The organism is Paenibacillus sp. V4I9, assembly GCF_030817295.1.
Classification (GTDB): Bacteria; Bacillota; Bacilli; order Paenibacillales; family NBRC-103111; genus Paenibacillus_E.
Genome location: NZ_JAUSZE010000001.1, coordinates 4589617 through 4612166, shown reverse-complemented (window position 1 = coordinate 4612166; position 22550 = coordinate 4589617). Strand labels below are relative to the sequence as shown.

The 22550-nt window shown below is 44.9% G+C and carries 20 protein-coding genes; 11 read left to right on the top strand and 9 right to left on the bottom strand.

The genetic code is table 11. The features are described from left to right. The first annotated feature begins 50 nt into the window (after positions 1 to 50). The 5 genes from QFZ81_RS21790 (at position 51) to QFZ81_RS21770 (ending at position 6036) form a co-directional block, all read left to right on the top strand. Complete coding sequence (locus QFZ81_RS21790; RefSeq protein ID WP_307604660.1) at positions 51 to 1193, top strand: electron transfer flavoprotein subunit alpha/FixB family protein; 1143 nt, start codon at positions 51 to 53, stop codon at positions 1191 to 1193. After that, positions 1190 to 2500, top strand: coding sequence for an FAD-dependent oxidoreductase (locus QFZ81_RS21785; RefSeq protein WP_307441532.1), 1311 nt, complete (start codon positions 1190 to 1192; stop codon positions 2498 to 2500). The genes QFZ81_RS21790 and QFZ81_RS21785 overlap by 4 nt, the downstream gene beginning before the upstream one ends. Then, positions 2497 to 2784: a ferredoxin family protein gene (locus QFZ81_RS21780; RefSeq protein WP_036634482.1), complete on the top strand. Its 288-nt coding sequence runs from the start codon at positions 2497 to 2499 to the stop codon at positions 2782 to 2784. Before QFZ81_RS21785 ends, QFZ81_RS21780 begins: the two co-directional genes overlap by 4 nt. Positions 2785 to 2932: 148 nt before the next feature. After that, positions 2933 to 5128 carry an alpha-galactosidase gene (locus QFZ81_RS21775; RefSeq protein WP_307604659.1) on the top strand — a complete coding sequence of 732 codons (2196 nt, stop codon included), beginning with the start codon at positions 2933 to 2935 and terminating at the stop codon, positions 5126 to 5128. A gap of 392 nt (positions 5129 to 5520) precedes the next feature. Then, positions 5521 to 6036, top strand: a complete 516-nt coding sequence (locus tag QFZ81_RS21770; RefSeq protein WP_307441537.1) for a DinB family protein — start codon at positions 5521 to 5523, stop codon at positions 6034 to 6036. 33 nt (positions 6037 to 6069) lie between these two features. On the opposite strand, the gene QFZ81_RS21765 is transcribed toward QFZ81_RS21770, so the two are convergent. After that, positions 6070 to 6297, bottom strand: a complete 228-nt coding sequence (locus QFZ81_RS21765; RefSeq protein WP_029198041.1) for a hypothetical protein — start codon at positions 6295 to 6297, stop codon at positions 6070 to 6072. A 203-nt stretch (positions 6298 to 6500) separates the two neighbouring features. After that, on the bottom strand, positions 6501 to 7301 hold the full coding sequence (locus QFZ81_RS21760) for a helix-turn-helix domain-containing protein (RefSeq protein WP_307604657.1): 801 nt from the start codon (positions 7299 to 7301) through the stop codon (positions 6501 to 6503). 135 nt (positions 7302 to 7436) lie between these two features. Here QFZ81_RS21760 and QFZ81_RS21755 point away from each other — a divergent pair, with 135 nt between their 5' ends. Next, on the top strand, positions 7437 to 8213 hold the full coding sequence (locus QFZ81_RS21755; protein WP_307441540.1) for a sugar phosphate isomerase/epimerase family protein: 777 nt from the start codon (positions 7437 to 7439) through the stop codon (positions 8211 to 8213). Positions 8214 to 8235: 22 nt separating this feature from the next. After that, positions 8236 to 9255 carry a Gfo/Idh/MocA family protein gene (locus QFZ81_RS21750; RefSeq protein ID WP_307604655.1) on the top strand — a complete coding sequence of 340 codons (1020 nt, stop codon included), beginning with the start codon at positions 8236 to 8238 and terminating at the stop codon, positions 9253 to 9255. Between the two features lie 122 nt (positions 9256 to 9377). On the opposite strand, the gene QFZ81_RS21745 is transcribed toward QFZ81_RS21750, so the two are convergent. Continuing rightward, on the bottom strand, positions 9378 to 11489 hold the full coding sequence (locus QFZ81_RS21745; protein WP_307604653.1) for an LTA synthase family protein: 2112 nt from the start codon (positions 11487 to 11489) through the stop codon (positions 9378 to 9380). Positions 11490 to 11733: 244 nt separating this feature from the next. Here QFZ81_RS21745 and QFZ81_RS21740 point away from each other — a divergent pair, with 244 nt between their 5' ends. Then, on the top strand, positions 11734 to 12594 hold the full coding sequence (locus QFZ81_RS21740; RefSeq protein ID WP_373463785.1) for a YitT family protein: 861 nt from the start codon (positions 11734 to 11736) through the stop codon (positions 12592 to 12594). On the opposite strand, the gene QFZ81_RS21735 is transcribed toward QFZ81_RS21740, so the two are convergent. After that, positions 12591 to 13289 (bottom strand): response regulator transcription factor, encoded by a 699-nt coding sequence (locus QFZ81_RS21735; protein WP_307604651.1) that lies wholly within the window; start codon positions 13287 to 13289, stop codon positions 12591 to 12593. The two genes, QFZ81_RS21740 and QFZ81_RS21735, sit on opposite strands and share 4 nt — an antisense overlap. 14 nt (positions 13290 to 13303) lie before the next feature. Further along, positions 13304 to 14662, bottom strand: a complete 1359-nt coding sequence (locus QFZ81_RS21730) for a sensor histidine kinase (protein WP_307604649.1) — start codon at positions 14660 to 14662, stop codon at positions 13304 to 13306. A gap of 42 nt (positions 14663 to 14704) precedes the next feature. Between QFZ81_RS21730 and QFZ81_RS21725 the strand changes: the two genes are divergently transcribed. Further along, positions 14705 to 15706: a CPBP family intramembrane glutamic endopeptidase gene (locus tag QFZ81_RS21725; RefSeq protein ID WP_307441551.1), complete on the top strand. Its 1002-nt coding sequence runs from the start codon at positions 14705 to 14707 to the stop codon at positions 15704 to 15706. A 47-nt stretch (positions 15707 to 15753) separates the two neighbouring features. Next, the gene (locus QFZ81_RS21720) at positions 15754 to 16734 is read left to right on the top strand and encodes an aldose 1-epimerase (protein ID WP_307604647.1); all 981 of its coding nucleotides are present in this window, start codon (positions 15754 to 15756) and stop codon (positions 16732 to 16734) included. A gap of 74 nt (positions 16735 to 16808) precedes the next feature. Here QFZ81_RS21720 and QFZ81_RS21715 read toward each other — a convergent pair whose 3' ends face one another. Further along, positions 16809 to 17192: a YmaF family protein gene (locus QFZ81_RS21715; RefSeq protein ID WP_307441555.1), complete on the bottom strand. Its 384-nt coding sequence runs from the start codon at positions 17190 to 17192 to the stop codon at positions 16809 to 16811. Positions 17193 to 17252: 60 nt separating this feature from the next. Further along, positions 17253 to 19340, bottom strand: a complete 2088-nt coding sequence (locus QFZ81_RS21710; protein WP_307604645.1) for an LTA synthase family protein — start codon at positions 19338 to 19340, stop codon at positions 17253 to 17255. Positions 19341 to 19564: 224 nt separating this feature from the next. On the opposite strand from QFZ81_RS21710, the gene QFZ81_RS21705 reads away from it, so the two are divergent. Then, entirely contained in the window at positions 19565 to 20956 is a 1392-nt protein-coding gene (locus QFZ81_RS21705; RefSeq protein ID WP_307604643.1) for an MFS transporter, read from the top strand. A 66-nt stretch (positions 20957 to 21022) separates the two neighbouring features. On the opposite strand, the gene QFZ81_RS21700 is transcribed toward QFZ81_RS21705, so the two are convergent. Together QFZ81_RS21700 and QFZ81_RS21695 are read right to left on the bottom strand one after the other, a co-directional pair. Beyond that, complete coding sequence (locus QFZ81_RS21700) at positions 21023 to 21667, bottom strand: DsbA family oxidoreductase (protein WP_307441559.1); 645 nt, start codon at positions 21665 to 21667, stop codon at positions 21023 to 21025. A gap of 50 nt (positions 21668 to 21717) precedes the next feature. After that, positions 21718 to 22539, bottom strand: a complete 822-nt coding sequence (locus QFZ81_RS21695; protein ID WP_307441560.1) for an AraC family transcriptional regulator — start codon at positions 22537 to 22539, stop codon at positions 21718 to 21720. Positions 22540 to 22550: the final 11 nt, after the last annotated feature.

Below are 22550 nucleotides of genomic sequence, written 5' to 3'. Positions count from 1 at the left end.
GTGTACGACCTAATCTCAGAATCACCGTTACGGGAATGGAGGAAGTCACGATGTCAAATGAACAATCACCGGACCAGCCTGAAGCGTCGATGCCCGATTGGTCGGCTTATCGGGGGGTATTGATCGTTGTGGAGCAGCGAGATGGAGCTGCGAAGAAGGTCTCCTGGCAGCTGCTAGGCGAAGGTAAGAAGCTGGCCGCGAAGCTTGACGCGCCGCTCATGGCGCTCGTTATCGGCGAGGATGTAGCCCATCTCGCCGAAGAAGCCGTGCATTACGGCGCGGACAGGGTGTTCTTATGCGAAGCGCCCGAGCTTCGCACCTACCGGACTCGGCCATACAGCCGAGTCTGCTTGAAGCTGATCGAGGAAGCGAAGCCCGAGATCGTGCTGTTCGGCGCGACAGCGACGGGCCGCGACTTGGCAGGCGCGATAGCGACGCACCTGCCGACGGGGCTGACGGCCGACACGACGCAGCTCGACGTGGAGCCGCCGCCATCAAGGCTGCTGCTGGCCAGCCGGCCGGCTTTTTCCGAGAAGATGATGGCCACCATCCTCTGTAAGCAGTACCGGCCGCAGATGGCGACGGCGCGCGCCGGGGTGTTTCAGGCGCTGCCGAAGGACGCGACGCGCCAAGGCGAAATCATTCGCATCCAGGCGACGATGCGAGAGGAAGAGATTGCCGCGCAGGTGCTCGACTTCCTGCGCGAAACAGGCAAGCTCAATCTCGAGGATGCCGAGATTATCGTGGCAGGGGGCCGCGGACTGGGCGGGCCCGATGCCTTCGGGCTGCTCGCCGAGCTAGCGGATGCGCTCGGCGGCGTCGTTGGCGCATCGCGTGCCGCGGTCGATGCGGGCTGGATCGGTCACGAGCACCAGGTTGGTCAAACCGGTGCCACGGTCAGGCCGAAGCTATACTTCGCCATCGGCATTTCAGGTGCTGTTCAACATACCGTAGGTATGAGCCATGCGGATGTAGTCGTGGCGATTAATAAAGATGATAAAGCGCCAATCTTCCAATTCGCTCATTACGGCATAGTAGGCGATATGTTTAAGATTGTTCCTGCCATTACGAATGAGATAAGGAAGCGTCGAACTTTATTTGGCATCCAACTAGCAAGCACCGAAAGCTCCTTGCCGTCCGACGATTCGAAGACAGGGGTTAACGTGGCCCTTGAGAGGAGTGAAGCCAAGTGAACGAGAAATTTGACGCGATAGTTGTTGGCGGTGGACCAGCCGGTTCAGCAGCCGCTTTGACGATGGCACGTGCAGGATTATCCGTTGTTTTGTTGGAGAGGGGCGAGTTCCCCGGAGCCAAAAACATTTTCGGAGGCGTCCTTTACCGTAAGCAAATCGAAGAGCTTGTTCCCGAATTTTGGAAAGAAAAAAACTTTCCCATGGAGCGTTACATTGTGGAGCAGCGCATCTGGATGATGGGCAAAGAATCCATGGTCACCTTCGGGCACCGCAATGAGGCTTACAAGGAGCCTTATAATTGCTTTACTGGACTGCGGGTTAAGTTCGATCAGTGGTTCGCGGACAAAGCCGTTGCGGCTGGGGCCATACCTATCTACGAAACCGTTGCACTCGATGTGATACGCGAAGGTAATAAGGTCGTCGGTGTTCGTACCGATCGAGATGACGGTGATTTGTACGCCGAGGTTGTTGTCATTGCCGATGGCGTGAACTCCTTGCTCGGTAAGGCGATGGGCATTCACAAAGAATGGATGCCGGACGAAGTTTCATTGGCTGTGAAAGAAGTTATTGCACTTCCCAGGGAGAAAATCGAAGACCGATTCGGACTAGAAGGTGACGAAGGCGTTACAATTGAGTTTATGGGCGAGACCTCGCTAGGAATGGCAGGCATGGGTTTTCTATACACAAATAAAGAAACCATTTCACTAGGCGTAGGCGTTATGGTTAATCATTTGCGGGACAAAAAAGTGAAGCCTTATGCCGTCCTCGATGCTGTTAAGCAGCACCCTATGATTCGGAAACTAATTCAAGGGGGAGAAACGAAGGAGTACTCCGGGCACTTGATTCCCGAGGGTGGCTTTCACTCCATCCCGCCGTTGTCGGGAGATGGCTGGTGCGTCTGTGGGGATGCCGCGCAGTTAATCAACTTTGTGCACCGCGAAGGAACGAATTTAGCCATGACCTCTGGTCGACTGGCCGGTGAGGCGATTGTCGAGGCCAAAGCGCAAAGCGATTTTTCCGCTGCTTCCCTCAAAGCCTACGATCAAAAAATTCGTGAATCTTTTGTCCATAAAGACTTACAGAAATACAAAGGCATGCATCAATTCCTCAAAGAGCAGGACCCTGAATTACTGTTCGACAAGCTGCCCAGAGCGCTGAATGAAGCGGCTTACAACATGTTCCTCGTGGATGGGATTACCAAAGCGGATAAGCAAAAAATGGCCATGAAGCTCATCAAAAATGCTGCAGGCGGTACAGTAAACCTGATGAAGCTAGGCTATAAAGGATGGAGGGCGATGAACGGATGAGCCAAAGTGACATTTCAGATAAGCTATTTACCATTCGTTATAAATGCGATGATAAGTCGCACCTCGTAATCAAAGATACGCAGACCTGTTTAAATTGTGTAACAAAGGATTGCAATTATTTCTGTCCCTCGGACGTCTATGAATGGGAAAAGAAACTCAAGATTACAACAGTTGCGTTTGAAAATTGTATCGAATGCGGGACCTGCCGAATCGCATGTCCATCCTACAACATTGATTGGGTCTACCCCAAAGGCGGCTATGGCATGACTTATAAATTTGGCTAAAAATGGTGAAAATGAAAGTGAGCTAGGGCAAGTCGAGCCTTGGCTCCTTTTTCTTTGCACTCTAAACTACATTCCTCCATATGTAGGTGCTAATTCTCCATAGTTTTGTTCGCGAAGGGATACGATAATAGGAGGTAGGAGGGATATCATGCGAATTACATTTGAACCAACACAAGGACTATTCCATTTACAAAACATGCAAATGAGCTATGTTATTCAACTAATCAATTCCGCTTACCCAGCCCATGTTTATTGGGGACGCCCCATCCGATCAGGTCAACTGGCTTCGATCCTACAATTTCAGGAGAGATGTTCGTTTTCACCAAATCCTGTTCCAGAAGATCGCAGCATTTCTTTCGATACATTGCCTCAGGAGTATCCGGCATACGGTACAAGTGATTATCGGGAGCCAGCTTATCAAGTTGCTCTTCCTGATGGATCTACTATTTCTGAGCTCATCTATGACAAGCATCGAATCTACCAAGGAAAACCGGTGCTCGAGGGGCTTCCTGCGACCTATGTAGAGCAAGATGATGAAGCGGAAACATTGGAGCTTGAACTCGTTGATTCTGTCATTGGCCTTCGGGTCATTCTTACCTATACGATATTTGAGCAGCATGCAGCGATGACTAGATCGGTACGTTTCGTAAATGAAGGACCGGGAGATCTAAAGCTGCTACGAGCGCTTAGTATGAGCCTTGATTATCAGCATAGTGAGTTTGATCTTCTTCAGCTTTCAGGTAGTTGGGTTAGAGAACGACATATCGAGAGAAGACCCTTAGCGCCAGGAAAATTAACCGTAGAAAGTCGTCGCGGATCGAGTAGTCATCAGCACAATCCTTTTATTGCGTTGCTTTCCAAGGACGCCAATGAAGATCATGGCGATGTGTATGGTTTCAGCCTTGTTTATAGTGGCAATTTCGCTGCCCATGCAGAGGTTGAGCCGTATGGTTCAGCACGTGTATCCATGGGTATTAATCCATTTGATTTTGGCTGGTTGCTTGAGCCGGGACAACATTTTCAAACGCCTGAAGCTGTAATGGTTTATTCAAACGCTGGCCTAGGGAGTATGTCAAGAACCTATCACAAGCTTTACCGTACCCGGCTTTGCCGCGGTGAATTCCGTGATCGGACAAGACCTGTGCTCGTGAATAACTGGGAAGCAACCTATTTTCAATTTAATGCGGATAAAATCGAGAGCATCGCCAGCGCCGGCAAAGAGCTAGGCATCGAGCTATTCGTTCTTGACGATGGCTGGTTCGGCAAAAGAGACAGCGATAACAGCTCCTTGGGAGACTGGGTCGTTGATAAAGCCAAGCTGCCTGGTGGACTAGAGGACCTCGTCTCCAGAGTCAATGGGATGGGACTTGAGTTTGGACTGTGGTTTGAACCAGAAATGGTTTCACCAGACAGTGACTTATACCGAAAACACCCAGACTGGTGCCTACATGTACCGAATCGTAGACGTACGGAAGGCCGTCAGCAATTAATATTGGATTTTTCACGTTCAGATGTATGTGAAGCGATTACGAAAATGATCAGTGATATCCTAAGCAGCGCACCGATCACTTACGTGAAATGGGACATGAACCGTAATATGACCGAAATTGGTTCTGCTGCGCTGCCTCCGGAAAGACAACGAGAAACTGCTCATCGCTACATTCTTGGGCTGTACCGCGTCCTTGAAACGTTGACAACCGAGTTCCCTCATATATTGTTCGAGAGCTGTTCCGGTGGCGGTGGTCGGTTTGACCCAGGTATGCTGTATTATATGCCGCAAACGTGGACAAGCGATAACACAGATGCGATCTCCCGTTTGAAAATTCAGTATGGGACGAGCATCGTTTATCCTGTTAGTACCATGGGAGCACATGTATCCGCCGTACCTAATCACCAAGTTCACCGTGAGACATCGTTGGAAATGCGCGGCGATGTTGCGATGTCCGGCAACTTTGGTTACGAACTTGACCTAACCCGGTTTACCGACGAGGAAAAAGAAATCGTCAAAAAGCAAATAGCCGATTATAAACATATCCGGCCGCTCGTCCAATTCGGCGATATGTACCGCTTACTCAGTCCATTCGAAGGTAACGAAACTGCGTGGATGATCGTTTCTGAAGACAAGACCCAAGCTATGGTCGCTTACTTCCGTGTGCTCGCCGAGCCCAATGCGCCTCTCAAAACGCTGCGGCTCAAAGGTCTCAACCCATCCTTCGATTATCAAATCGCAGGCTTGGATGGTGAGTACCCCGGCGATCATCTTCTCTATGCCGGACTGCCAGTCTCTGGTCTCCATGGAGACTTCCAAAGTAAAATCTGGCTGCTCGAACAAAAGCCATTATAGACAGTTCAAAAACACTGACTTCTTCATTGAGGTCAGTGTTTTTTTTGTTTCACGGAATATGGATAGATACATAGTAGGTCTGAGTTTGGAGTTAACTCTGTACACTATCCCTTTAGCTCTTAATCACTATCCCCTGTTTTAAGCAGAATTGTAGATATCACAGAATGGCTTAATTGAAAAAGTAGAAGAGGTTGGAAACCAATGAACACTATAATGGGTTGAAGTCTAGCATTTGTAGATACCACAGAAAGAAACTATGAAAGTAGAGCGTTAAGACCAAATGCGCTTTTTTTAATTTGAGAGTTGAGCTGGGTTCATATTTGTTTATGTTTACGATATGATAAGGATATACATAATTTCTATTTTATATCACGAAGGGAGATTCATACGATATGCTGCAGCGACCTAGTAGTGAAGAATACTCACCATTTTTTACTGGTTATATTAATCAAGTTCCGGAAAGCGACTATCTATCCTTTTTACACAGCCAATTAGACGCTGTTATCGCTTTGTTTTCGTCGATTAGTAATGAGCAAGGGCTTTATCGATATGAGCCTGGGAAGTGGAGCTTGAAGGAAGTCTTGGGGCATATGACAGATACGGAGCGGATTATGAGTTATCGGATGCTGCGTATTGCTCGTGGAGATACAACGAATTTACCAGGATTTGATCAGGATTTATTCATCACAAATACTTCCTTTGACGAACTGTCGATGGACGATTTGTTAAACGATTTTAAAGCTGTACGAGAAGCCACATTTACTCTGCTGAAAACAATTTCAGAAGCAGCCTGGTCCCGTAAAGGGATAGCAAATGCCAATGTAATCTCTGCACGCGCTCTTGCCTATGTGATAGCCGGTCATGCTCAGCATCATCTTGGCGTCATCCGACAAAAATATAATTACTAAAAAAACGAGAAGTCCTGAGGACTTCTCGTTTTTTTAGTAAAGGGATAATGCAAGGGAGTCGCGCTCATTAAAGGAATGGAGAATCGCTTCACAACCTACGATCTCAATACTAATAATAGAGTCCAAGCATTTCTTAATCGTTGCTCTTCCTTTGGTCACTTTCGCTTCGAGAGCGGATTTCAATAAATTGAATTTCTTTTTATTTTTCTCATCTGAGTAGACTGGCACGGGTTTGTTGTGAATTGTAATAAACATTTTCATCATTTTTCACCATCCTAGGAATTGGATATAGGTCTAGCATATATGAATATTATTAAATTAACCTTAAAATAGTTTTACAATTTTGAAACAAAACCATATATTTCTATGTATTTTTACTTCTCATATGCTTATACGAATGAGAGAGAGGAAATGTTTCACTCTAAGACAGCATTTCTTGAAATATTTGTGAATTCGATCATTCATTAGTTTTGCTGAGCGTTTTGTCGAAAAAGCTTGGGGGATGTCCCAAATCTCTGTTTAAATGCTCGGTGAAAGTAGGGATAGCTGCCGAAACCGCAGCTTAGGGCGATTTGCTCCAAGGACATTGAACTATCATGCATGCGTTCCACAGCGCTGGATAGGCGCACTTCTAGGGCATATTGTATCATGGTTTTACCGAAGCATTCTTTAAACAAATGAACCGCGCGGGAAATGCTAAGTCCAACATGGTTGGCAACATCATCAACTTTAAAAGTAGCAGTAGCTTGTGCTTCAATGAACCTCTTCATTCGAGTCCCGGTAAATGGGCGTCCTTGTAAAGAGACAGTTTCTGTTGCTGCACGCTCTACATATAGGCAAAGTGCTTGCAGTAAGTAGCCGCTAAGCTCTTGATTTTCTTCTTCCATTCTTCGCTTCTCGAGAATAAGCTGCCGCCATAGCGAAATCAAGCGAGCATCTAAGTCGATACGCGTACAAGTCTGTTTGTGGCTGCGTTTCCACCACGCATCGATCCAAGCGCCTTTACAGAATACATAATAGTCGCCACTGGCGATTTTATTGTTAGGTTGATCCAATTCATGGTCGATATGAAGTTCATAAGGTTCTCCCGGTTGAAAAAGGAGTAAATGACCAGCTTCCATTCGCTGCATATGACCATCCACTAGAACCTCGGAAGTGCCTTCTGTTTGCAAACGGAAAAGATAAGAATTGAGACCTGATTTGGTACTCACATTAAACGGTTCCATATGAAAAGAATAGCCGCAGGTTAAGACCTCAGTTTCCATTGTATTCACCTTTCATAGCCAAATAGGAGATGTTTTGATTATATCGTGAATGGTCAAATAAGGCTATGATCCAGTATACTAATTCTATCGTATTCGATTTATCAAAATATGGATGATGAGAAAAGAGGAGAACAAATGGGACGTTTAGGAATTGGTCTGCAATTGTATACATTAAGAGATGATATGGAGAAAGATATGGAAGGCACACTTCGTCATGTAGCGAAGTTAGGATATGAAGGCGTAGAATTTGCGGGGTATTATGGTAAGCCTGCTGCAGAGCTCAAACAGCTGTTGGATGAGCTGGGTTTGAAGGCATTTGGCAGTCACGTGAGTTTAGAGAGGTTTCGTAAAGATCTGCAAGGGGAACTTGACTACCTGAAAACAATCGGTGCTAAGTACGCTATTTGCCCGTATGTTGGTGCTGAAGAACGCGAGTCAGCGGATCAATGGAAAGCACTGATTGCTGAGTGTCAAGCGATTGCCGTAGAAACGAATAAACAAGGTTTGCAATTCCTTTATCACAATCATGATTTCGAATTTCATTATAAAGTGAATGACGAGTTCGTCTTTGATGCCATGTTTGCCAAAACAGGCGAAGATGCAATTAACGTAGAGATGGACGTTTGTTGGGTTCAATTCGCTGGTCAGGATCCACTTGCCTACATAGCAAAATATGCAGGTCGTTTACCGCTGCTTCATTTCAAAGATTTCACGAAAGATGCAGAAGGTAAATTAGTAACACTAGAGCTGGGCCTAGGCGATGTACCTTTGGAAAAAGTGATTAAAGCTGCTGAGCAAGCAGGCGTGGAATGGCTTGTTGTGGAGCAGGATCACTGCCAGAAGCCACCACTTACAAGTGTTGAGAACAGCTTGAACTGGGTAAAAGAGCATTATACGAATGTTCATAACTAACAATAAAAAGGAGCATTATAAAATGAGCAAAATTAAAGTGGCCGTAGTAGGTTGCGGTTCTATAGCTAAACATAGACATATCCTTGAATATGCTTGGAACTCAAATGTTGAACTTGTTGCTTTCGTCGATCCTGTTCTAGAGAGAGCTGAGCACTACGCGCAGCTGCACGGAGGCAAAGCATACAGTAGTTATACCGAAATGTTGAAGCAGGAGAAAGTGGACGCAGTTAGTGTATGCACACCGAACTTTCTCCATGCTGAAGTATCCATTGCCGCTGCAAATGCAGGCGCTCACGTATTGGTTGAGAAGCCAATGGCTTCAACGGCAGAAGAAGCAGAGGCAATGATTGAAGCGGCAAAGAAAAATGGCGTGTTTTTGATGGTTGGTCATAACCAACGCCTGATGCCTCCACATGTCAAAGCTAAAGAAATTTTGAATTCCGGCAAATTGGGTAAAGTGCTGACATTCCGCACATCTTTCGGACATCCAGGTCCGGAAGGGTGGAGCGTGGACGGACGCGAAAGCTGGTTCTTCCGCAAAGAAGAAGCAACAATGGGCGCGATGGGCGATCTTGGCGTACACAAGTCAGATTTAATTCGTTGGTTGCTTGCTGATGAAGTTGCACAAGTAGCTGCTTTCGTCGGTACCCTGCATAAAGAAGGTACAGATGTTGACGATAACGCGACTTGCTTACTGCGCATGAAAAGCGGCGCGACTGGCTCACTAGTCGCTAGCTGGACTTATTATAAAGGTCAAGACAACTCAACCGTGTTATGGTGCGAGAATGGTGTTATCAAAATTGATACCGATCCGAATGACCAAGTCATCGTTGAGCTTCGCGATGGTACGGTTGAACGATATAAAGTCGGACAAATCGCAACGAACGAGAAACAAACGCATAGCGGTGTCATTGACGAGTTCATTACTAGTATACTGGAAGGCAAAAAGCCGCGTATTTCCGGCGAAGAGGGGCTACGTTCTTTGCAAGTTATCCTTGCGGCCTTCGAATCCGAAGCAACAGGAAAAATTATCTCCCTGTAATCTAGGTCATACGAGAAAAGAAAAGCTCATCCATTCGTGGATTGAGCTTTTTTCTTTTCATCCATAAGAAAAGACCCCTTTTTCTCAAAATAGAGAAAAGGGGTCTTGGCATCCAACCTAACTTAACGCCCGCCTATTTCGATAGGCAATGTGTTTGATTTACCAACGACGGTTTCCTTTGAATCTTTCACATATACTTGAATGTCCCAGATTCCAGCTTTGAGTAAATGGCCTTCGACCTTGGCTGTCAGTGTATGTTCATCTTGCCACGTGCTTGGAACGGCTTTGCCATTTAAGGTAACATAGCCAAGGGCGGGGATATTGCTTCCTCTCACCGTTAGGGTTACACTTGAGCGTCCAGATAGATCCTGCGTGTCAGATTCGACTTGATCAAGCTGGATCGGTCCAAATCCGAGCATATACTTGGCATCTATAATGGGAACTTTATAATCCTTGTAAGCATGCCGATCGCCGAAAATGATATCATACTGCAAAGTCTCGTAATCCTTAAGGTCCTGCTCGTTAATATGCATTGCCTCATAATGATCCTTCGGTGGTATGACAGGGATCTTTTTCGAGAGTTGACTTAAATAATCGGTATAATAGCTGCCTTGCTGTTTGGATAATTCAATGAGATAAGGGCCTAAGAAAGAAGGGCTAATATTTAATGTATCTTTGCGCCCTTGGTCAAAATTGTTCCAAACGACGAGTGGAACGCTGTACATCTTTTTCAGGAAATCGGGATCGTCTTTACCGCTAATATACTTAGTGTCAATGTAAGTGGCATAATCATCACCCAGGGCTGGTAAGTGGTCTCCCCAGAAAGCGATAATCGTTGGTTCACCCTTTTTCTCATAATACTCGACTAATTCCTTTAACATCTTATCTGAGGCACTGATGCCTTGGGCAAGCGTTTCAAGCATACCTTGAGAAGAAGGTGACATATTGCCAGTAACATCGATTGTGTTTTTTGGAAACTTACCAGGGAAAAAGTGGAAATGGTTTTCCATCGTATTAGCAAATACGAAATCGGGTCCATCGCTTTGGTCTGTCGCATGAATGATATTGGCAGCAACTTCGCTGTCTGCGATATATGGACCTGAATAGTTAGGCTTAAAGTATTCGATTGGAATATACTTGGAGAAGCCAAAGTATTTATATATTTTATTACTGTTGAAATACCAGTTGTAGAATGGACTAACCGCCGTTGAGGTGTAACCTTGTCTGGCATAAATACTTGCCAAGGAATCTACTTCATTCGTAAGGAATTGATTGTAGGCGATAGATCCTTGCGGTAGGAAACGCATGGAGTTACCTGTCAAAACCTCAAACTCGACATTGGCTGTACCCCCGCCATACTGCGGTGAAAGCATCGTACCGCTTGTCCCCGTCTGCTGCAGCTTATGGAAGAATGGAATCGGATCACGGCTGAATTCCACACCTTTGATAACGGTTGGATCCCAGAAAGCCTCACTTAACACGACAATAACGTTTGGTTTAACATGATTGTTTGGATCCCCAGCTTTAATCGGCTTAGGTGAATTACTAACAATAGCTTCAACAGCTTTATCATCGTAACCCTCACGTTTATCGGTAAACATCGACTTGGTATTCAGAAACGTTGCTAATGCGTAGCCGTTTGTTTTGGTATTCTCAACTTGGTTCCATACGGATGCTTTGATACCGCACCATTTCTGAACCGGAAGGGGCAGATCCGTGTAAACCGCAGACAACATAGCAATCGCAATAACTGCAAGGATTCCACGTTCCTTTAGTGCAACCTTTTTCGAGAATAAGGTCGTGCGGTACAACAAAAAATAACTGGCTATTAGGAAAAAAAGAATGATTATCAAAATTTTGAAGCTTAAAATATTCGAAATATATTTCACCATATCCGACGCTTCGCCGGCCAAGACGATATCCCAGGGTGTCAAAGGAACACCTAATATTTTTAACTTAACGCCACTTATTAGGGCCAAGGTAAGAAGAATACCTGAAATGACCCAATAGGCAATTCTAGTTCGACCAATCATGGCGATGAATAACAATAACAAGCTGAAGACGATCCATTCATTGAATAGCAGTTCAAGCAGATGCTTGTAACTCCAAGTAATCATTTCTATATAATGCCCGCGGCTCAAAATTTCCATGATCAATACAGGAATTAGGGCAATTAATAATAGTGGCAATCGTTGCCGGGTTAGAAGCAATAAGCGATTAATGTGCTGGTTCATATATGTCTCCTATGACTTTCAAATTAAGAAATTGTAAATGACAACAGCCATCATTATACCACGGCCGACGGTAATATTCGATGGTATAATATCTAACATTTTTTATAATAAAGTATCAAGGGAAAGGCTTATTTGGCAGGAAAAAGATGGTTTTGTCGAGAAATGTATGTATAGAAGATAGAGAAATGGAGGGGATTGCATGTCAGAGGAACAAATTCAATATGTGAAAAAAGCGACAATGCAAATGCAGCATCGAAGAATGACCAAGAAAGCTTTACTTCGACGCAGCGTGTTTTTATTTTTAGGTGCAGTACTTATGTCAATTGGATTGGAGATTTTCTTAGTCCCCAACAAAATTATTGACGGGGGCATCACGGGAATATCAATCATATTATCTTATCTAACCAATATTCAAGTCGGGATATTTTTGACCTTATTAAATCTTCCATTCCTGTTTATCGGATATAAATTAATAGGAAAAACGTTTGCATTATCAACACTTTTCGCAATTCTGGTAATGTCCACAGGAACGTATCTGCTGCACCCCGTGAAAGAGCTAACCAATGATCCTTTGCTTGCAGCTGTCTTCGGCGGCATCATTCTCGGTATTGGGGTAGGAATGGTTATTCGTTTCGGGGGATCACTTGATGGGACAGAAATTGTTGCGATTCTCGTTTCCAAAAAGATACCGTTCTCCGTAGGCGAGATTGTGATGTTTTTCAACCTATTCATTCTAGGCAGCGCAGGGTTTGTATACAGTTGGGATCGTGCGATGTATTCGCTAATCGCTTATTTTATTGCTTATAAAATGATTGATGTGACCATTGAAGGGTTTGATGAGTCGAAGTCCGTGTGGATCATTAGTGATAGCTTCCGACAAATAGGTGAAGCAATTCTGGACCGCTTAGGGCGTGGTGTCACTTATCTGGAAGGAGAAGGCGGCTTCACGGGAGATAACAAGAAGGTCATCTTCTGTGTAATTACGCGGCTGGAGGAAGCGAAGCTGAAATCCATCGTGGATGAACTCGATCCTGCAGCGTTTCTTGCAGTTGGCAATATCCACGATGTCAAGGGAGGACGTTTCAAAAAGCGGGACATTCATTAGTCCCCTTTGCCGTCTTCGCCCGTTTTATTTCCTCGTTCAAACAAACCCAAGTCTCTGATTTTCTGTGCGGCATCCTTGCTGCTCGGACTACCTAGTTTCTTCAAGATATGACCCACATGGATTTTGACGGTTCGCAAGGAGATGAAAAAGCGGTTTGCAATTTCCGTTTGCGTATGTCCTTGATCAATCATCTCCAGTACTTGAAGCTCAGTAGGCGTGATGAGATCGCTAACTTCTTTGACTTTAAACTGGTGCTCTAACCGTTTGAGCCTGCGGAATTCCTCTCTCATCTGTTCAGCTACTGCCGCATTAATCGAAGATTGACGTGCGTGTACGGCTCGAATAATGGCAGGAAGCTCTTCGAATCGGGATTTGATCTGGTAGTCAATAGCACCGGCTTGAAAGGAACGGAAGATGAAATCTTTCTCCTCCATCGAGGTAAGCATAATCACTTTAACTCCCCAAGATAATAGCGCTTGTTCAGCAAGTCCAATGCCTGCGGGCTCATCTTGCAGCATGATATCCATAAGAACGACATCGGCTCCTGGTTCCGAATTAGCAAATAGTTCCCTTGCTTCTTCTGCGGTTGATACGGTGCCCACGACAATCAAATCTATCTGTCGATTCAAATAGGCTTTAAGGCCGCGAAGCCAATCAAGGTCATCCTCAACAATCAAAATACGAATTGGTTCCAAGTAGGAATCCCCCTTTATTTCTTTAGTCGGTTGCCGGGGAATGTTAGAAACACACTCGTGCCTTTCCCTGGCGCACTGCTTAATTCCAAGGCCCCCCCATGTTTCTTCATTACACTGTAGCAATAAGCGAGCCCAAGTCCAAAGTTGCTATGACTGCCGCTTTTGGTCGTATAAAACGGTTCTAATACTTGCTTCAGCACGGATTTCTCCATGCCTATTCCGTTATCTCTTATTTCCAAAATAATGTTCTTTTTAGCATGAAATGCTTTAATTGTAAGTTCGCCGCCTTTGGGCATGGCTTCTACCGCATTCATGAGTACATTCGTTAACGTTTCAGCAATTTGCATGGGATCTAATTGAAGAATTAAGTTCTCAGGGGTGCTTTGATTCACCTGAATTATACTTAGGTAAGGTCCAAGAGGAAGAAGGACTTCCTTAATAAGCTCCGCTACATCGATTGAAGATACCCGAAGAGGGAGCTCCTGTGTTTGTTCATGTACTCGGCTAATCATGTCACGGATATGCATGGAAGCCCCCATAACGACATCGATGTCCTGCATAAGTTCCGGTTGATTCGTTTCCTCGGCATGTTGTTTCATTTTCTCGAGGAACAAACGCATTTTCCCGACATCATTCTTAATCGAATGGTTTAAAATCGCGGTTCCCGATGTGATGGCGCGGAGCGTCGAGTCCAGCTTGCGACGTTCGATGAGCAGACGCATTCCGAGAAAACCATATTTGAAAAAGGTAAACACGAAAAAAGGCACAACGAAAGCAAGGATCCATACGTGATAGACCCACATACGGTAAAAACCGAAGCTTGGCATAACGTAATTAAGTATGCCTACACAAAGGATAGGCGGAAGGAGGGCTAAGCAGGTGAACAAATGAGTCCGCTTCATAGCCGGAAGCCGTTCTGTTTTGATTACAATAAGTACAGCACCTATGAAAATATAAGGAACAACCCAGGAGGCTACGATGGGAAAGTCAATGGGCATTTCCTCCGTATAACTGGCTGTGAATAGGATGCAGGCAATTGGAGGAATGAGTAGTCCTATTGGCAGCCACGTTTGAATAGCCGGTTTCTGCCAGGACGCGTTATATCTCAAAGAAAGCATGGCAAATGAATACGGCAAGCCATAGTAAGATATTAGTGAGCTGATGCCCATGACGCGATAAAGTAGAGCACTAATGGATGTGTTGGGTACTGTTTGCTGGATATAGGGGATAAAGGTTTCAGACAAAACGGCAGCAAGGGCGCCGAAGCCACCGGTAAAAGCAATAGCGCTCATCCAGCGCATTGTACTGGATCGTGGATCTACCATGACAAGCCCCAACGCGATGATCCAGAGTGCAAATAGAACGAAAAGCATGTTTCCTCCGTCAAATGAATCAGATGTTTCTTCTATTGTGGCATGGAGCCAACATTTGCACAAGAGCATCCTTTCCTTCGTAAGTTGGCAGGAAATAGGCGATTATTCTCGAATAAGTGGTTTAGAAGGGAGTGGAACCTTATTGAGGTAAAGAAGCGAAAGTCCTTATCCATTCTAACGATTGTGGGTAAAGTACTATTAACCCTCGTTTTCATTGTTGTGATTACCGTGTTATTATCGATCGTAGCCGCGGTTGTAGCGATTCTGAGGCATCCTGCTCATGATATTAGTATGGCAGGAGTTGCTGGGGATCCATTCTTTATAAAAGCAGCTTTATGGGCGCAAATTATCGGTTTTATTAGCGGTGTTGTTCTTTCATATGCTATTTTCGAAAGACGTAAAGGCTGGACACTTGGACTTCATACTCACCTGCTTGGCAGAAGATTCGGAGAAGGCTTCACTGCAGGCGCATTACTTATTACGATCAGCAGTGCAGGGATATGGCTGCTGGGTGGGATTAAGATCGTATCGTTTCAATGGACTGGAACGCTCGGGCTCGAACTGACGTGGGGGTTTTTACTCTTCGTAGGGGTTGCTGTTAATGAAGAATTATTCGCACGCGGCTATTTACAAGGACTGGTGAAGGAAAGGTTCGGTACCCTATCTGGCATAACGGTTTCGACTGTTGTATTTGCTTTTTTGCATACATTTAATCCAGGTATGTGGAGTTCGCCGCTTCCAATCATGAATTTACTGCTTGCAGGCCTATTGTTCGCCTTATGTCGAGAGTACTCGGGCGGTTTATGGATGCCGATAGGAATGCACTTGTCTTGGAATTTTTTTCAAGGCTGTATCCTCGGATTCGAAGTATCCGGTACACCGATGCCGTCGCTCATTAAGACCGAGATACAGGGAACTTCGCTTGTTTCAGGGGCGGGTTTTGGGGCTGAAGGCAGCTTGGTCACTAGCATAATCCTTGTACTTGGAATTGTTATGATATCTACATACTATCAAAGATGTGCTAGGCAATTGCAAATGAATTAAGTAATGCTTAAGAAAACAAGAACTGCAAAACACAAAGGAGGATTATCATGAGTCAGTACGAGATTATCAACAGCGAGTGGGACGGGGAGTCGACCCTTCGCCTAGTCGACCATCATGCACAGGCTGAGGCCGAAATCATCCCGGCTGTCGGATTGCATCTGTTCCGCTTCGATGTGCGGAACCATGCCTACATCGCGAAGCCAGCCAGCTTGGCTGAGCTTCGCGTCAAGTCTTCGCGCTACGGCGTGCCCATTCTGTTCCCGCCAGGGCGCGTCAAGCTTGCGGCCTTCTCCTTCGGAGGCCGCGAGTACAGGCTCCCCGCGAATCGGGAGCCGGACCACGCCCACGGCGAGCTGCGCGAGCGGCCGTGGAAGGTCATTGCCAGCGGCGCGGATGCCGCCGGCGGGGCCTATGTCTCCGCGGAGTTCGACTTCGCGGAGCATCCGGACATGCTGGCGTATTATCCACACGCCGCATGCTTTCGCTTCACGTACCGTCTGAAGGACGGTACGCTGTCGCTCAGCGGTGAAATCGCCAACCGCAGCGGTGAAACGATGCCGCTATCTCTTGGCTTTCACCCGTACTTCGCGTTCGCGAAGGGCGAAGCCAACCGCGTACGGGTCGTGATCCCCGCAGCGGCGGAGTGGCCGCTCAGCGCGGATGGTTACGCGGCGGCGGAGCCCGCGTCTTCGCCGCTCACTGCGGCGCTGCAGCAAGGCACGCTCGTCACGGAGCTGCCGAATTACCCAGGCGGCTCGCAGATGCTCAGCATCGAGCCGGGGCCGCAAACCTGCGAGCTTCAGTATGAAGCTCGGGGGACTAAGCTCGTGTACGACATGGGAGACAAGTTTCCCATTCACGTGCTTTTCACAGCGCCATGGGCGGAAGCTGTGTCGCTTGAACCTTATACAAGTATCATGAACGTGTTCAACGAGCCCTTTTCGCCAGAAATTTCAGGTGCCCAAGGCTTAGCTGCGGGAGAATCATTCAAATTCAAGTGGTCAATCCATATTGAACCATTGCAGTAACACCCAAAAAAGAGTCAAGGAAAGGCATATCAGCCTTCTAACTTGACTCTTTTTCTTTTCCGTCCCATGAGTACTCACCAAGACTCATAGCTAAGACCAACAGATGAATAACCAGCATAACTGTGCCGGTGCAGCTCCTGGATAAGACCTTCTATTTGCTTAGATTTAACCAGTGCTCCCCCTCGTGAGGTGTTATAAGCATTCAGTTCGACGGTGCCATCTAGTAAATGAAAATGAGTTCCATCCTGAAGTGCTATGGGAGGCCCTGTCGTACCATAATAGGCATGATAATGGCCATATCGGATGCCGGAAATGCCTTGGTATTGATGCACGTGATTGTCATAAGCCGTACCGTTTACACTAAACGTATATAGTCGCAATAAGTGATGATGGTTTAAATCTTCTGATGTTATAATTTTAAAGAAATGAACATGAGCAGGTGGTATACGTGGGTGCATGACCCCCCCCCTCGGCTACAGGATATGCTTCATCCTATTCGAGGTGGGCTAGAGTCATGACTATTGGAGCGGATAAAAATTGGATTGGCCGATCTTCATCTTTTTATCATCATAAATACGTACTTCGACTTGGTGAGGTTTTCCAGCCTCCAAAGGTGGGTTCTCTGACAGATCAACATAAAGCGTATCTTCACCATCGAAATTGGATTTAAACACTACTCCGTCAATATATACATTGCAGGAGGAATAAAAGGGCTTACCAACAACCTGCAGTTTGTTTTCACTTTGACTCACCTTTGTTATAACGGGATCGCCGTAACCCAAGGTGTAGCCTGGTTGTACAATCGAGTTTTTAAAGCCTTTAGCTTCATAGCCATATCGGCCTCCGAATAAGTTGTCGTATTGAAGCTTCATATAGTCGGTAAGATCACTTTCCTTGATTTGATACTTGTCCCACATCTCATTTGGCGGAATAACAGGAATTTTTTGCGACAATTGGTAGAGATAGTCTGTGTAGTAACTGCCCTGTACACCAGCCATTTGAAGAACCTTGGGACCTAGAAAGGATGGGCTGATCTTTAGATCCTTCTTCTCTTGATCCGCAGGCAGGAAATTGTTCCAAATTAAGAAAGGCGTGTAATGTGTCTTCGTGTACAAATCTGGATCATCAGGAAGGACATATTTAGCATCGCGATAAACCTTATAATTTTCCTCGAAAAAAGGTAAATGATCTCCAAAAAAGAGAATGATCGTTGGCTCTGACTTTCTTGAGTAATAGTCCACTAGGGACTGAAGCGCTTTGTCAGTACCCGAGATACCCTGGGCGTATGTCTCCAAAATACCTTTGGATTCAGGTGTAATATCTCCTTTTACTTCAATCGTGTTTTTGATGAATTTCCCTGGTTTGAAGGGATGATGATTCTCCATTGTGTTCGCGAAAATGAAATCAGGCCCGTCGCTTTTCTCCGTTTCCTCAATAATCTTTTTTACAACAGCTCGGTCCGCATAGTTCGGTCCTTCAAAATCATTTGGGAAAAACTCACTGGCGATGAACCGTGAAAATCCAAAATGCTTATACACCTTTCTGCTGTCGAAAAAATAACTAAAGAATGGGTTAATGGAAGTAGCGGTATAACCCTGCCTTGTCGTTATACTGGCTAAAGAGTCAACACCATGATTCATATACTCGATGTAAGGTAATATTTTATCAGGTGATTTCCCAAAGAATCGCATGGAATTACTTGATAAGACTTCAAATTCAACATTTGCAGTGCTGCCTCCGAATTGTGGAGATAACATCCAACCGCTGGTGAATGTTTTTTGCAGCTGATGTAAATTCGGAATAGGATCTCGACTAAACGAGATATTTTTCATAATCGTAGGATCCCAAAAAGCTTCTCCAAGCACCACAATGATGTTTGGCTTTTTGTCATTTACCGCTTTTTTCTCTGGGATTTGTTCCAGAATGGAGGTAACGGCTTTTTTGTTATAACCATCCGGTTTTGCGACCTTTAGAAAACCTAACATTTGTACAGAGGAAAACAAGTATCCATTCTCGTCGTAGGTGATCGTTTGATCCCAAGGCACCGTATAAATGCCATATAAATTCATGAAAGGAATAGGCTTGTCCGTATAAAGACTGGTTGCCATGATGATGGCAATAACAGCATAAATACTACGTTCAATCCAAGTTAATTGGATACGTCGATGCAGGAAAACCAAATGAAATAATAAAGCAATTATCACGAGGAAGATCACAACTGTACCCATTATTCTAAAATTCAGATACCCTTGCAAAAATGCTTTGTACTCAACAATTTGATTATTAAATACAAGGTCCCATGGATAATAAGGCGCTCCAATGGCTTTTAATTTACTGCCGCTAATTGCACCTAGAGGAAGCAATATTGCACAAAGCATCCAAAAGGGTAAGCGGCTTCGACCCGTTAATGCAATAAGGAACAAATACATAGTACCAACAACCAAGTAGGCAAGAACCATGGAAAGTGGGTGAGACATGACCCATTTATGAAGTTCTTCATAGGAGCCTCTTTCTAAGTATTCAACCATGCCCATCAGTAGAAAAGGTAATACAATAATCAAAATGCGAGAGGGTACATGCTTAAGTGTTTGAAGTAAATTAGTCATTCGTTGAACTCCTGTTCTATATAAGCCATTTCCATTCGTCCATTATCTTATATTATCGAAAAAGATGAAAGATAGCCCTTGACAGTCCTAACTATAACATTTAATATTACAGTTAATTGTTATGAAAAATATTACAGTTAGTTGATTGTAATTGTTTTTTCCAGTCAATATAAGAAACTCTTATGATAAGATGGCTGGAGACATAGAAAATGGAGGTGGAAACCATGCAGCATGTTGCTACAGCAACAGACATGACACAAGAGAAGGTTATAGATGCCAAGAAGGCTGTGCCATGGATTATTTTTCTTATTTTTTTCGCGGTGTTGAATGAAACGGTTTTTAACGTTTCCACGCCAGCAATCGCCAAGCAATACGCGATTACCCCGACAGGTGTGAGTTGGGTACTCACCACATTTATTATTTTCTTTGGGATAGGCTCGGTTATTTATGGCCGCTTATCCGATATTTTCAGCTTGAAAAAGCTAATTGTTGCAGGAATCGTCATCTATAGCATAGGTTCCGCTCTGGGTTTTCTTCTTCAAGCTTGGTATCCTGCTGTCATTTTTGCCCGCGCGGTTCAAGGTGCAGGCGCATCGGCTATTCCAGCATTAATCATGGTCGTGGTGGCTCGATACTTTTCTCCTTCAGATCGGGGGAAGATATTCGGAATTTTAACATCTACCGTATCATTTGCTATTGCAGTAGGCCCCGTTGTTGGCGGATTTGTCTCATCAACCTTGCATTGGACATATCTATTTATCATTCCACTATTTACACTGATTTCAATTCCTTTCTTCAGACAGATATTACCTGAGGAGAAGCGCAAAGAAGGCAGTGTCGACATTCTTGGTGCGGTCCTCGTTGCTTTTTCCGTGGCGGGTATCACGGTATATTTATCATTCCCTCATTGGTACTATTTGGCCGCGAGTGTGGTCTTATTTATTTGGTTCGTTGCTCATATTCGCCGAGCTAAAGAGCCTTTTATCGAGCCTGCCTTGTTCCGTAACAAGCTGCTTCGTGGCGGTTTGATCGTTGGTTTTCTCATTTTCTGTACAGTGATGGGTATTATGTTTGTTATTCCTTTGATGCTGGCGACAGTAAATGACTTGAGTACGAGTATGATCGGTCTCATTCTGTTCCCTGGTGCCATTTGCGCTGTTGTGTTCGGAACAATAGGCGGTAATTTAGCAGACAAGAAGGGAAATAACTTCGTTGTATACATTGGAATGGGGCTTTTGTTTGTAAGTCTCGCGGCTATTGCCCTCACGGTAGGTCATTCCCCTTGGCTCATTTCAGCTGCATTGCTTCCCACCTATGTTGGTTTTTCCTTTATTCAGACGGCTTTAGCTAACCGTGTTTCCTTGACGCTGGAAGTGCATGAGACGGGTGTAGGGATGGGCTTGTTCAACCTCATTTCGTTTATCTCAGGCGCAGTAGGAACGGCACTTGTTGCCAAACTGTTAGATGGCGGCATGATGGATTTTTACAAGAATCCGGTTTTGAGTACGATAAAAGCTGTACCGTATAGCAATCTTCTCCTTATTTTTGCCGCAGTAGTGATTATTAGTGCTTTATTTTACAAGCAAATATTTGGGAAGAAGCTACACACAGCTTAATCCTTTCGTGTATAAAATAAAAAACCGACTACTTCTCAATTATGAGAGAGTCGGTTTTTGTTTGTTTTAAGCTTCTTCTTCCGTTTGCTCCTCACTGATTTGCTGCAGGGCTTGCAGGAAAGTGGCCGAAGGCTGAGCGCCAGTAAGTGCATATTTACGATTGATTACGAAAAAGGGAACTCCCGAAACTCCAGCTTGTCTGGCAAAATCAAGATCCTCCTCGACCTGCTCTAACCCTTCCTTTACATTTAAACGAGTGGAGGTTTGTTCCCGATTCATGCCGAGTTTTTCAGCAAAATCAAGCAAAACATCCACATTCCCAATATCTTTTCCATCTTCAAAGTAAGCTTTAAATAAACCGTCAACAAGATCTTTTTTATGATCTTCCGGTGCGATAGCGATGAGCTGATGCGCCTTTAATGTATTTGGCATCTTCTCAACTTTGGAGAAATCGAAATATAAACCGGACGCTTCACCAGCCTTTGTAACCTGCTGCAGCATGCCGCTAAGCTTGGCTTCATCTGCCCGGACCTTTTGGAGCATAACATCACGGAAAGGTGATCCCTCTGGAGGTGTTGAAGGGTCTAGTTGGTACGCACGATAGTGGATTTCAACAGGCTCCGATGTAAAATTGGCTAATGCGTCAGTTAAATTCTTTTTACCAATTCGGCACCATGGACAAACAATATCTTGAAATATTTCAATAATCATAGAATAGACTCCTTTAATGAATGAATAGTAACTATTTTTATTATAGCACACTAATTCATTTGCCTAAACCGCTCAGGTGTGAGTCCGACATGCTTGCGAAAACTCGCGACAAAGTGGCTTGTATCTCGGAACCCTACTTGCTCAGCCACATCCTTGACGGTCTGATGCTGCTGTTTCAATAGCATCTCTTTGGATTTGCGAAGACGCATCATAATTAAATAGGAATAAGGGGATAGCCCAAATGCATGCTGAAACAGTGTATTCATGTGTCTAGGTGTAATCTCTAGGATACGAGCCATTTCTTCAAGTCCGATATCAGGGTTATGGTAGTGACTTTCAAGCCAAATCAATAATGGTTGCAGCTGGACCATTTGATTGCGAATAGAGGCGCGGTTATTGATTTGTCCATGCTTCTTTAGCTGAATTAGAAAGTGATATAAATCCGCTGAGGCTTCATACCCCGAATATTCGAGGGCTGCATCCATATTGGCTAAAATTCGTCCTATTTCCCCTTGCAGCGGACCTTCCTCATCCCAACGAAAAATTGCAGACTCCATTAAATCAAAGGAACGAAGCATGGCAGCTGCACAGGTCCCTCCGAATGTGACATATTGCGTGCACCATTGTTCAGTTACAGCCCAATAAGAATGAGGTACACCTGGAAGCAGCAATACCCCTGAACCTTTTGATAAGCGGAATTTTTTCCCTTCCATAGTGAATTCCCCTTCACCTGAATAAGTTTGCAGCCAATGGTAACTAGGAAACCCCTCAGGTCTTAATAACTTTTCTTGATCCTCATGGTGACCAATGCTTTCAATAAATAATGGAAACGGTTGCGCCGTTGAAGGCATTAATTCATATCTTTTATGCATTTTTCACGATC